The organism is Chitinophaga sp. W3I9, assembly GCF_050434025.1.
Taxonomy (GTDB): Bacteria; Bacteroidota; Bacteroidia; order Chitinophagales; family Chitinophagaceae; genus Chitinophaga.
Map to the genome: position 1 here is coordinate 3,284,146 of NZ_JBNPWC010000001.1, position 12,612 is coordinate 3,296,757.

Annotated in this window: 7 protein-coding genes; 2 read left to right on the top strand and 5 right to left on the bottom strand. The window is 48.1% G+C overall.

Annotation, left to right across the window (positions count from 1 at the left end):
- Positions 1 to 3 precede the first annotated feature (3 nt).
- A complete protein-coding gene (locus QFZ51_RS13795) occupies positions 4 to 966 on the top strand; it encodes a family 43 glycosylhydrolase (RefSeq protein WP_429046560.1) in 963 nt (320 codons plus the stop codon).
- Positions 967 to 994: 28 nt separating this feature from the next.
- Here the strand turns inward: QFZ51_RS13795 and QFZ51_RS13800 are convergent, their stop codons facing one another.
- On the bottom strand, positions 995 to 3,364 hold the full coding sequence (locus QFZ51_RS13800) for a beta-L-arabinofuranosidase domain-containing protein (protein ID WP_429046561.1): 2,370 nt from the start codon (positions 3,362 to 3,364) through the stop codon (positions 995 to 997).
- 197 nt (positions 3,365 to 3,561) lie between these two features.
- Between QFZ51_RS13800 and QFZ51_RS13805 the strand changes: the two genes are divergently transcribed.
- Positions 3,562 to 4,713 (top strand): aldose epimerase family protein, encoded by a 1,152-nt coding sequence (locus QFZ51_RS13805; RefSeq protein WP_429046562.1) that lies wholly within the window; start codon positions 3,562 to 3,564, stop codon positions 4,711 to 4,713.
- Positions 4,714 to 4,983: 270 nt separating this feature from the next.
- Here the strand turns inward: QFZ51_RS13805 and QFZ51_RS13810 are convergent, their stop codons facing one another.
- The 4 genes from QFZ51_RS13810 to QFZ51_RS13825 all read right to left on the bottom strand — a co-directional run bounded on the left by QFZ51_RS13810 (position 4,984) and on the right by QFZ51_RS13825 (position 12,450).
- Positions 4,984 to 6,450 (bottom strand): RagB/SusD family nutrient uptake outer membrane protein, encoded by a 1,467-nt coding sequence (locus tag QFZ51_RS13810; protein WP_429046563.1) that lies wholly within the window; start codon positions 6,448 to 6,450, stop codon positions 4,984 to 4,986.
- 26 nt (positions 6,451 to 6,476) lie between these two features.
- Positions 6,477 to 9,512, bottom strand: a complete 3,036-nt coding sequence (locus QFZ51_RS13815; protein WP_429046565.1) for a SusC/RagA family TonB-linked outer membrane protein — start codon at positions 9,510 to 9,512, stop codon at positions 6,477 to 6,479.
- 481 nt (positions 9,513 to 9,993) lie between these two features.
- Entirely contained in the window at positions 9,994 to 11,448 is a 1,455-nt protein-coding gene (locus QFZ51_RS13820) for an APC family permease (protein ID WP_429046567.1), read from the bottom strand.
- A 93-nt stretch (positions 11,449 to 11,541) separates the two neighbouring features.
- The gene (locus QFZ51_RS13825) at positions 11,542 to 12,450 is read right to left on the bottom strand and encodes an AraC family transcriptional regulator (RefSeq protein ID WP_429046569.1); all 909 of its coding nucleotides are present in this window, start codon (positions 12,448 to 12,450) and stop codon (positions 11,542 to 11,544) included.
- Positions 12,451 to 12,612: the final 162 nt, after the last annotated feature.

Below are 12,612 nucleotides of genomic sequence, written 5' to 3' on the forward strand. Positions count from 1 at the left end.
ATCATGAAACGGGGATTAATTTGGATACTACTTTTTTACGCATGGCATAGCCAGGCGCAGTTTGTTCATGATCCGGTAATGATCCGCCAGGATAGTACCTGGTATTTGTTTTGTACGGGAAACGGGATTACGGTGTATTCATCTCCCGATATGAAAAACTGGAACCGGCAACCACCAGTATTTACTGCGCCACCTGCCTGGACAAAGGCTGCTGTGCCAGGCTTTAAAGGGCATACATGGGCGCCGGATATCAGTTACTATAACGGATGGTATTATTTGTATTATGCAGTTTCCGCGTTTGGGAAAAATACTTCTGCCATTGGTGTGGCGGTTAACAAAACACTGGATCCGCAATCGCCCGGTTTTCAATGGATTGATAAAGGCATGGTGATACAATCTGTTCCCGGCAGGGATAACTGGAATGCCATTGATCCCAATTTTATTACGGACAGCCTGGGTACGGCATGGCTGAGTTTCGGCTCTTTCTGGGGTGGCATCAAAATGTTTAAACTGGATAGTACGGCTACACGCCCGGCTGTGCCACAGGTGTGGTACACGTTGGCCGCGCGTCACCGCGATGAAGGGATTGCGGATGCTTTACTCGGAAATGCTGCAATAGAAGCGCCTTTTATTTATAAGAAAGCGCATTACTATTATCTTTTTGTTTCGTTCGATTATTGTTGCCGCGGTGAAAAGAGTACCTACAAAATGATGGTGGGCAGATCTGCACAATTACTGGGACCTTATACTGATAAAGAAAACCGGCGAATGACCGATGGCGGCGGCTCGCTGCTATTAGCGGGAGATGCCCGTTGGCATGGCGTTGGGCATAATGCCGTAGTGGCATTTGATGGAAATGATTATCTCGTTTTTCATGGTTATGATGCCGGCGACGGGGGAAAACCAACATTGAGAGTGGAGTTATTGCAATGGGAAAACGGGTGGCCGGTAGTAAAACAGCGTTAGCGGATCCACTCCGCTAACGCCTGTTTTTTTATTCTTTCACCATTCTGCAGCCATACAGTGGGCCTGCGCTGTTATTGGCTTTTGGTACGAAACGGATATTCACGCTTTGCTTTCCTTTTGTAAGATGTTCAGGGATGGGATAAGAGATAGGATAGAACCTGCTCTCCTTGAATTTGTTGATATCTTCAGTGGCAATAGTAGTGCCGTCTACGATGATATCAAATGTACGGCCCCGGTTATCCATGCCCCAATAAGTACATTGCAGCGAATGACGGGAGTTGGGATCTACTTTCATATTAAAGGAGAAATATCCTCCGGGCCAGGCAATGCGCCATTTGCGTCCATGTTCTTCTTCGGTGCTGGTTTTCTCGCCGGTGAATTCATGATCACGTTCCGGTTGCATTTCACCCGGGCGAAGAATGTCGGTAGTACGCGCATCCAGCTCCTGCTGCGCTTTTTTAGCCGCTGCATATTTCCCCTGCTGTTCCTGCCAGCTTTGCGGCGTAAACACATCCCAGTATACGGTGTAATACTCATTACGGGTTTGGTAAAAGGGCGTAAGTGTAATGTCCATTGGCTTTGCGGTGCCGGCAGTGCGGAACACCAGTGTGCCGGGGTCGTTGCTGCGATTGATCCAGGTGCTGGGTTGCCCGTTAGGCGCTACCAGCACCGGAACGCCGCTTACCGGATCGGGTTCTTTCTCGCCGAGTATACCGGATAATAACACCGGGCCATAAAACAATGCCTGCCTGTTAGGATTGTCGGGAAGCGCCTCTGTATACACATCGGCTGGCAGGGTAAGCGTTACCTGGTCGCTGTTTTTCCAGCTCCGGGTAACCACGAAGTATCCGCTTTCATCTGTTTGCAGGGATTGCTCCGCACCATTTACTTTCAGTGTAATGCCTGGTCGCGCCCATGCCGGTTTACGGATGCGAAGGGTAAATGACGTTGTTTTCTTAGTGCTAACGGTGAGGGCTATACGATTATCTGCCGGGAGGTTATTTTCCTGCTTTACTGTAATACCTTTGTCTTTCCATTCAAGTACGGAAGGAATAAACAAGTTCACAAACAGGCTGCCATCGGCGCCGCGGTAATAAATGCTTTCACCGTATTTCACATGATTCTCCATTCCGGAGCCTACGCAGCAGGTAAAGGTTTCAAACTCATCGCTGTATTCTTTGTGGCCGCCCATGCGGAGGGGAATGAAGTAGCACATCATACCGGTTTCGTGATGCTGCGATGCCAGGATATGATTGTATAATGCTTTTTCGTAGTAGTCCATGAAACGCGCCTGTGGCTCCAATGCAAACAAGTGCCTGGTGAGCTTGAGCATGTTATAGGTGTTACATGTTTCGGTGGTATTGTCTGTGAGCGATTCATTGAGCTGTCTTGCTGGTCCGAAGTATTCATAGTTGCTGTTACCGCCATTGGCATAGGAGTGATCCCTGGTTACCACTTCCCAGAAATACCTGGCAATGGCGGCATCTTTGGGATCTTTGTTCAGCTCATACCTGCGGATGCTGGCAATGGCTTTAGGGATCTGGGTATTGGAGTGCTTGCCTGGTAATATATCTTTCCCGATAGCCAGTGAATCAAGGATACGTTTATCATAAAAGCGATAGGAGAGGTCCAGGTATTTTTTATCGCCGCTCAGGGCGTAGGTATTCACCAGTGTTTCCGCCATCCCGCCGTATTCGCAGATCAGCATTTTCTGCATCTGTTCTTCCGACAGGTTTTTGATGACGTCACCGGTCCAGTCCGCGATCCCTTTGTTTACCTTCAATGCTTCCGCGTTATTACAGTAGAGCCATGCATCCAGTAACCCTGCCATAATTTTGTGTACGGTGTACCAGGGCGACCAGCCACCGTTAAGATCGAAGCCCCTGGAGCGGATATCGCCGGCAGCGACTTCAGACCAGAGCTTATTATCGTTGGGGAAGGCCCCGATATAGCCATTGCGGCGGTTTTGCTGGCACAGTGCCAGCTCGCTTACCAGGTAGGCCACCCGGTTAAGATAGGCGGTATCTTTGGTGGCGGCGTATTGCATGGCGCAGGCCGACAAATAATGACCCATGGTGTGGCCTGCCAGTCCGCCGGTTTCCCAGCCGCCATATTGCTTCCCTTTTGCGGGCAATCCCGCATTGGTGCGGAAAGCCGACAGCAGGCGATCGGGATCTATTTTTAAAAGGTATCGCGCATCCGCCTGCATAGCCGTTTTAAAGGGGCCGTCCAGGAGGGTGACGTCCGTTATCGGGAACGGGTATGCTTTTATAGTGGCTGTAGGCAACACTTTCATCTTGCTTTCTTTCCACCCTGGTACATAAGATTGGGCACAGGCGCTATAGTACAGCGGAACGCTGCCGGCCAGCAACAATCCCGTAAGGAGCAGTCTTTTCATTTCATCAGAATTTAACAGGCTAAAGCTAGTTAGCCCGGTGTATACTTACTTTCCAATTATTGACAGAAAGTACACGTATTTTAATCAATCGCGTTTTAATTGTTCTTGTGACAATAAATTTTAAATAAAAATATTTGACTTTAGCCGGATTATCCCGATATTTAGTGACTCTTTTTCACTTAACATCAAAATACGTTATGGACATGAACTTTAAGGCGCTAACCGCCCTCGTGATCTCCGGTGGCACCATGCTGGCTTCCTGCAACAACAATGCTGCGAAGACGGAAGAAAGTAAGGATTCCACAGCAACGGCTGTAACAGCTGGCCCACAAAGCTTTGGCCAGGCAGATGGCCAGGAAGTTTTGCAGTATACCCTGAAGAATGCAAACGGAATGGAAGTAAAGATCCTGAATTACGGCGGTACTATCACAGATATCATTACTGCCGACAAACAAGGACAGAAAGGCAATGTGGTATTGTCTTACGACTCACTTTCAGGCTACCAGCAAAAAGGCCAGCCCTATTTCGGCGCACTGGTAGGCCGTTATGCCAACCGTATTGCCAATGCTAAGTTTACACTGGATGGCAAGGAATACAAACTCGCCGCTAATAATAACGGCAACACGCTTCACGGCGGACTGAAAGGATTTGATAAGGTAGTATGGGCAGCCACTCCTGCCGGCGACAGCAGCCTGCAACTGGTATATAACAGCAAAGACGGAGAAGAAGGATATCCCGGTAACCTCCAGGCTACGGTGGTATACACGCTTACACCGGACAACGCCCTGCAGATCACCTACAAGGCAACCACCGATAAAGCGACCCCGATAAACCTTACTAACCACGCTTACTTTAATCTTTCTGCGGGAAAAGACAGCACCATCCTCGGACATGAGTTGTCGCTGAAGGCAAGCCGTTATACCCCGGTAAATGATAAGCTGATTCCTACCGGTAAACTGGACCCGGTAAAAGGTACCCCAATGGATTTTACCACTGCCAAAAAGATCGGTGCTGATATCGGCAAAGTAAAAGGCGGATATGATCATAACTGGGTACTGGACAAACAGGAAGGGGTGCTGGAAACCATTGCTACCCTGTACGACCCAACCAGCGGCCGTTATATGGAGGTAGCTACCACCCAACCCGGTATTCAGTTCTATACCGGCAACTTCCTGGATGGCACGCTCACGAATACACGTAACGGGCAAAAGTATGTGCAGAACGCGGCGCTTTGCCTGGAAACACAACACTTCCCCGATTCTCCTAATCAACCTTCTTTCCCGAACGTAATCCTGAAACCGGGTGAAACGTTTTCACAAACAACGGTGTATAAGTTTTCGGTGAAGTAAGCGGAGGACCGACTTCGGCGGTTTTTAAATTGTCTTGGAGCAGGATTACACTGATTTTGCTGATTATAAGGATTTGAACTTTTGGATTTTATAAATGATTTCGGGGAGATGTAAGCGAGTATATCCGCTTATATCTCCCCGAAGTCTTTTAAATATTCGCTTCTATCTTCCTTAATCTTATAAAAATCCAAAAGATCAAATCCTTATAATCAGCAAAATCAGCGTAATCCTGCTCCAAGACAATTTCCACCGCCGAAGGCGGTTCCTTCGCTAATAATTCGGATTCTGCACCAGTGTGCCTTTACTTCTGTCGATTTCCTGTTGCGGCATCGGGAAGAAGTAGTTTTTAGGCTTCGTGAAAATACGTGGGGCTCCCCCTCTTGTAATCACGGTACCATCATACGCCAGCTTTGGTTTCTTGTACAACGCCACAATGTCTACGAGGTTGGCTTTATCCCAGCGCAGGAGGTCCTGGTGGCGTTCATTTTCCCCGCATAGTTCCACCCTGCGTTCATGCATCAGTGCTGCCATGCCGGCATTGGTAACTGCCGGTAAACTGGCGGAAGCGCGCTTGCGAACGGCATTGAGTTCCGAGTCGCCGGCGCCCGGGCCGTTTAAACGGATCTTTGCTTCTGCCACCAGCAGGTAAATATCCGCGGCGCGCATCAGCGGTGTTTTGAGGGAGTAGTCGAGTCCGCCGGAAGGTTTCCAGCTACAGAACTTTTTATAGTGATAACCGCTCCAGGAAGCCGATGCTTCATAAGTGGCAATACCGGTACCGATATTTACTTTATCACCGGGTTGCATGATGCAGATATTCTTGCGGGGATCGCCTGCTTCAAATTCATCTACCAGTCCTTTGGTAGGGTAGAAGAAGCTCCATCCGTTCCAGTTGCGTGGAGCATGATAGGTGATGAAATCGGAGTAGCCGTTTCCGTCTACTGTTTGAACGGCGAGCAGCATTTCTGAATTGTTGCCGGTGGCTACACTGAAGTTATCAGCATAGTTTGTTGCCAGTTTATAGTTAGTATTGCTAACTACTTTGCTGCCGTATTCGATGGCTTTGTCCAGTTTCGACCAGTTCATATACAGTTTACACAACAATCCCCATGCGGTACCTTTGTTTACACGGCCTTTATTGGCGTCGTCGTAGGATTCAGGAAGCTGGTCGGCGGCGGCCAGGAGATCGCTTTCTATCTGGGCCCGCAGTTCATCGGCCGTTACTTTTGGTTTGTTATAGAAAGATTTGAGCACATCATCTTCTGTGATGATAGGGGCTTCGCCATAGATCAGCAGCAGGCGCCAGTAGGCGAATGCGCGGAAGAAGTGTGCTTCACCGAGACAACGGTTCTTGATGCCCGGATCAATGTCTGTAATTTTAGGAACATAGATCAGCACGTTGTTGGAGCGGTTAATCGTTTCATATTTCCATCTCCATCCTACCCGTACGCTGTAGGTGGAAGCATCGTAGGTGAAGTCTTCTATCACGGCGTCATAATCATGGTCGCCGCCGCGTACCTGGTCGTCTGAGCAGTTATCGAATACAAACTCATTAAAGCCGGTATAATCTTCTTCCAGTAAAACATTATAGATACCGGTTACCCCGTCAAGGGCATCGCTTTGGTTGCGCCAGTAGTTGCCGGTGCTGTACACTCCTTTGGGAGATACATCGAGTACGCTTTTACAGCCGGCAAAGAGTAATGCCGTGAGTACTAATATATATTTGATCCGTTGCATGGTAGTTAATTTAAGGTTGCCGTGAATTAAAAGTTGAGGGTAGCGCCAAAAGTAAAGGTCCTGGCCTGCGGATAGGCGGCTACGTCTACTCCTCTCTGCCTGTTGCCATCGCCGGTACCGTAGTTATAACCCAGCTGGGGGGTTAAACCGGAGTAGTTGGTGAGGATAAACAGGTTTTGCGCGGCCACGTATACATGGATATCTGAAATGCCGCTGCGGCCCCATACTTTGGAAGGAATGGTATATCCCAGCGATGTGTTCTTCAGGGAGAAGTAATCGCCGTTTTCCACAAAGCGGTCGGAGGTGCGGTTATTCTGATTGGCATTGCCCAGGGTCATCCTTGGTACGGAATTGCTGGTGCCGGCGCCATGCCAGCGGTTCAGGGCATCTGCATACAGGTTATATGGATAGTTGGGATCCATGCCCTGCATTTTATCGGCGTTGTAAAGTTTTACGCCACTCACACCCGCAAAGGAAAGGCTCAGGTCAAACCCTTTGTAACCCGCGCTGGCCTGGATGCCGTATACCATTTTAGGATTGGGGCTGCCCAGGTTTACGCGGTCTTTATCATTTACGATATTGTCACCGTTGGTATCGAGAAAACGCACATCACCCGGTTTGATATTGGCTTTGTTTGGATCTTTGCTGATGTTGGGATCGTTGTTGATCTCATCAGCGGTCTGGTAGATTCCACCTGTTTTCCAGCCATAATAAGAGGCAAGTGGCTGACCTACATAGGTGCGGGAAATTTCCTGTCCCTGCCGGCCATAGGGAGTGGAACCGATATAGGAAGAAGGGTCGTATAGTTTGGTTACTTCATTTTTAATAAAAGAAGCGTTGGCGCTTACATTGTAATGGAACTTGTCGTTGCCGCCCTGGTAGCCTACTTCCACTTCCCAGCCTTTGTTGCTCAGCTGGCCGAGGTTACGGTCGGGGATGGCAGAAGTGCCGTGGAGGTCCATTTCAGGAGCGGGTACCAGCATGTCTTTGGTGTTTTTGTTGAACCAGGTGATGGTGGTATTGAGTTTATCGTGGAAGAAGCCGGCTTCCAGGCTGATGTTGGTCATTTCGGCCTTTTCCCAGGTGATATCAGGGTTGGCGAGCCTTGAGTTCCATACGCCGGTGTAGGCTGTTTCGCCGAAGTTATAGCGGCGGTCTTTATCAATCTGTGCGAGGTACTGGAATTCAGTAACGTTTTGATTACCCAGCTGTCCCCAGCCGCCTGTGATTTTCAGGTTGCTCACGACTTTTACGTTGTCTTTGAAGAAGGTTTCATCTGAAATACGCCAGCCTGCGGAGAAAGCGGGGAAGTAGCCCCAGCGTTGATCCGGTGAGAACCTGGACGAGCCATCGGCACGGAAGGTAACGGTGAGCAGGTATTTATCCTTAAAGCCATAGAAGCCCCTGATAAACCCGGATGCGATAGCGTTGGCATTAAAGTAATTGCCTTTTGCATCGTGAATATCGTTGCCGTTACTCAGTACCAGTTGGTCTTTCGATTCATCGTTAAAGCCCCATCTTTCCGCCTGGTTCCAGGAGCCGTTATAGGTTTGCTGGGAGTAACCGCCGGTAACGGTGAGGTGATGTACGTTTGCCAGCACTTTATTGTAGGTAAGGAAAATTTCGCTCAGCTGGTTGTTATAGCTTTCGCTGCGATTGAAAAGTTCTGCATGATCGCGTGCCCTGGTTTGATCCAGTACTTTAGGCGCGAAGTTGAACTGGTTCATCAGGCTGCCGTCAAAGCCATAGTTGGCGCGCAGGGTGAGGCCATCCATGATTTCCAGTTCAGCGTATACGCTGGCCAGCATGCGATAGTTTTTGGTCCAGGTGTCGGTGGTTTCCGCGGTGTATACGGGGTTGTTGATATCACCGAGTTCATTGCTGGCTTTGGAAGTGCCCCAGCTGCCATCGGGGTTGTGAACGGGGATGGCGGGGTTAAAGCGCAGGGCGCTGAAAATAAGACCTGTCTGGGAAGAGTAGGTATCCGGGCCGCTGTTTTGTTTATAGGTGAGCTGCAGATTTTCACCTACTTTCAAACGCTTACCCAGCTTGTGTTCTGAGTTAATGCGCACCGAGTATCTTTTGAAATAGGAATTGGTGATGATACCATTTTCGTTATAATAACCGGCACTGAGCATATAATTGGAGGTGTTGTTGCCGCCGCGCAGGCTCACATCTGCATTGGTAATATCACCGGAGCCGAACAATGCTTTTTGCCAGTCGGTGCGTTGAGTGGCGTAGTAAGGATCCTGCCAGATGGGCTCTATTGCCACGCCATCGTTGGTATAGCGTTCCTGTTTCAGTTTTACCAGGTCGGGTGCGGTGAGCAGCGGGATATAGCGGATGGTATTGGTAACGCCGCGATAGAAGTTGACCGATGCTTTCAGTTTTTCTCCATAGTTTCCTCTTTTGGTGGTAATGATCACCACGCCGTTGGCGGCGCGGGTACCATATATTGCGGAGGAAGACGCATCTTTAAGTATTTCCATGGAGGCGATGTCGTTAGGGTTTACATCTGCGAGTCCGCCTGCCGGTACGCCATCTATAATGATCAATGGGTCGGCATTATTGATGGTGCCTGTACCGCGGATACGGATGGCAGGCGTGCTGCCGGGGGCAGCATCCGACCGTACAATATCCACGCCTGTTACGCGGCCCTGGATGGCTTGCGCGGCGTCTGATACAGGAAGGTTTTTGATGTCGGCTCCTTTAACGGAAGCGATGGTACCGGTAACGTCGCGGCGACTTTGCACACCGTAACCTACTACCACTACTTCGCCTAATCCCTTGGTGGCTGCGGCCAGTGATACGTTGATAACGGTTTGTTCACCGATGGTAACCGTTTGTGGTTCGTAGCCGATGAACGAGAACAAAACCGATTTAGCACCCGGCGGTAGAGAAAGGGTGTAGTTCCCTTTTGCATCAGTACTGGCGCCGCTGGTGGTGCCGGTTATGATTACGTTTACACCAGGCAGACCTGCACCGTCTGCCGCGCCGGTAACTTTTCCGGTAAGGGTCTTTTGAGCAAATACTGCGCTGGTGGCAGCGCATAGAAAGACCATCAGAAAGCATAATTTTCCAGTGAATGAGTACCTCATAATTAATGAATAAGACGTGAACTTGAATAGAAACGTGAATGGAACAGATATACGGCCTGTCTCTCGTGTTGTCGTTTAGTTTTTTGGTTGTTATAAAATAAAAGTTGCTAAATCGTTATTGCACATTTGCCCGCTGGAGGCAGTTTTTTTATATAATTCACTGGATCCCCAAAAGAGATGAAAAAAGTTGGTCTTTCACATGATCAATATGGCACGTCGTAATGCTTCGTCAGAAAAGGAATTACATGTCTACATAACATCGCATCAGTTTCTGTCAGAAAGGTAACGAATTTTGTAAATGTACATGTATAGTTTTTTGCCTGGTTATAATACTGGATTAATTATATATTAATACTTCGAAAAGGCGTAGAGGATACGCTTATAGGGGAAGGCACCAAAAAAGAGGGGGACTATTTTTTGATAGTCCCCCTGGTTGACAGATAATTTAGTAAGAAGAATCAGCGGTGGTTATATTTTCTTTTTTGATAGATGCGTTATCGCGGGTGTTGTTTCTGTTGGCAAAATAATACACGGGTATACCGGACAGCGTTATAAATAGTCCCGGCCAGGTAAATCGTGGTTTATAAACAAACAGCAGTCCGCAGAAAGCAATACCCATTAAAATATACAGCACCGGCAACACCGGGTATCCAAACGCTTTGTAAGGCCGGTCGGCGTCCGGGCGCTTCTTCCGCAGGATAAAGATGCCTGCAATGGTAAGCATATAAAAGGCCACCACCACAAAAGAGATCATATCCAGTAAGTCGCCATAACGGCCGCTGAGACACCATAAGCATGCCACGAGGCATTGTATCCACAGTGCGAAGGAAGGCACCGCAGAACGGTTTAAATCCCCCGCTTTTTTGAAAAACAAACCATCTTTGGCCATGGTATGGTACACCCGCGCACCTGCAAGTATAAGCCCGTTGTTACAACCAAAAGTGGATATCATGATCATTACTGCAATAAGTACTGTGCCTGTATTTCCCAGCACCGCCTGTGATACGGAAACGGCTACACGATCTTTTGGTGCATTTGCAATTTCTGACAAAGGCAATACAGCGAGATAGGTAATATTGGTTAGCACATAAATGATGGTGACGATCGCGGTTCCTAAAAAAAGACTTAACCCGATATTCCTCCGGGGGTTTTTTATTTCCCCGCCAACAAAAGCTACATTATGCCAGGAGTCACTGCTGAACACCGATCCTACCATGGCGGAAGCAATAGCGCCAAAAGCGGCAATGGTACTGTATGACGATATACTGCCACCTGTTGTCAGGGGATGCAGGTTCCACGCATGCTGCCAGTTGGCCTGCCATATTTCGGGTTTAATCGCCAGCAGTCCGAATATGATCAGCGCAGCCAGGCTTACCAGTTTGGTAAGTGTAAAAGTTGTCTGAATAATTTTACCTCCTTCAATACCCCGTGTATTCATATAGGTCAGTAACACAATTACCCCGATGGAAAGCAGCTGCGCAGCAGTGATATGCAGCGTTCCTGCCGACAATAACACGTTTTCTTCACTGAAAGCCGGCAGGAGATAGGCGGTAAATTTGGCGAAGGCTACGCCCACCGCGGCAATGGTAGCCGTTTGTATCACGGTAAAAAAACTCCAGCCATACAGGAAGGCTGTCATAGGATTATAGGCTTCTTTCAGGTAGATGTACTGGCCGCCTGCCCGTGGAAACATACCACTCAGTTCTCCGTAGCTCAATGCAGCCGTAAGGGTCATAAAACCGGTGATCAGCCATACCAGCAACAGCCATCCGGCGCTCCCGGTATGACGGGTAATATCTGCACTGACAATAAAAATTCCGGAGCCGATCATGCTGCCGGCTACAATCATAGTAGCATCCAGCAACTTAATGGACGGCTTAAAGGTAGGAGCGTCTGACATAGTAGCGAATCGTAGTTTGGTTGATATTACAGGTTTATCTCCCCTAAAACTACAGTTACTTTGCTGGCAATTCTATTCGCTTTTTGATCAATACTATGCAGATTTTGTTGCAGTGCCCGGTGGCGGGTTTTCCAGCTGCTCATATTCCCGCAGGTAACTGCGGGGCGATTTGCGGGTAATACTCTTAAATACCCGGTTAAAATTCGCTATGCTGTTGAAACCACAATTGTAGGCAACAGTGGCAATACTATCATACGACCCGCCTGCCAGCTTTTTGCAGGCCTCATTGATGCGTACTTCATTCAGGAATGATACAAACGTTAATCGCGTATGTTTTTTGAAATACCGGCAAAAAGCCTGCGGCGTCATATGCGCTTCCCTGGCGATATCTTCCAGCTTTATTTCCGCATCATAATGCTGCATGATATAATTGTAGATGTACCCGATGCGGATTCCTTCCTGTTCATTTACAGCAGATAACCTTGACCCGGTGATCAGTGGCTCCAGGTCCTTAATAGTAAGGAAGAAATTGATCAGCTCCACAAATGCCAGGAACTGTGCAATGCCCTGCGACTGGTGGATTTTCAGCAACCGGCTGGATATTTCCACTACATGGGCCTCCGGTATCTTAAACCCGTTTTGCGACTGATCTATAAAAGACTTTATCTTTTTAAACTCCGGCAAGCCAAACAAGGGTCCCAGCTTGCCTTCCGGGTTGAAGAAAAGGGTAAGGGCCTGCACGTTCTTTTTATTCTTGCTGCCAAAAGGCAATTCCTCGCTCTTTAATACATGCGGCTGGTTACTGCCTATCCAGTATATTTCATTCGACCAGAAGGCATGCATATTATTTTCTACTATCAAAGTACCATGCCCATGCTGGATCCACGTAAGCTGGATTTCCTCATGACGATGGAGATGCGGGTAAAAAGCCGGCAGCCAGTCCTTTTGTGTGATAATGGTTTTATCATGCGCCACAGGTATCGTAAACTGTAATACTTTCATGCACTTACATTATTCTTTTTTTAACACCTTTGAAGAGATTGCAACCAAATTTAGGTGAAGATATGAGAACAAGTTATTAAAAAACGTTTAAAATCTAATCAATGCCTGATGTACTTTTAAAAAATAATCGGACAGGGAGTAAATATTAACTGTCCAGTATAC

Coding starts and splice junctions, on each gene's coding strand:
- QFZ51_RS13795 (WP_429046560.1), top strand. CDS start 4: ATGAAACGGGGATTAATTTGGATACTACTTTTTTACGCATGGCATAGC.
- QFZ51_RS13800 (WP_429046561.1), bottom strand. CDS start 3,364: ATGAAAAGACTGCTCCTTACGGGATTGTTGCTGGCCGGCAGCGTTCCG.
- QFZ51_RS13805 (WP_429046562.1), top strand. CDS start 3,562: ATGGACATGAACTTTAAGGCGCTAACCGCCCTCGTGATCTCCGGTGGC.
- QFZ51_RS13810 (WP_429046563.1), bottom strand. CDS start 6,450: ATGCAACGGATCAAATATATATTAGTACTCACGGCATTACTCTTTGCC.
- QFZ51_RS13815 (WP_429046565.1), bottom strand. CDS start 9,512: ATGGTCTTTCTATGCGCTGCCACCAGCGCAGTATTTGCTCAAAAGACC.
- QFZ51_RS13820 (WP_429046567.1), bottom strand. CDS start 11,448: ATGTCAGACGCTCCTACCTTTAAGCCGTCCATTAAGTTGCTGGATGCT.
- QFZ51_RS13825 (WP_429046569.1), bottom strand. CDS start 12,450: ATGAAAGTATTACAGTTTACGATACCTGTGGCGCATGATAAAACCATT.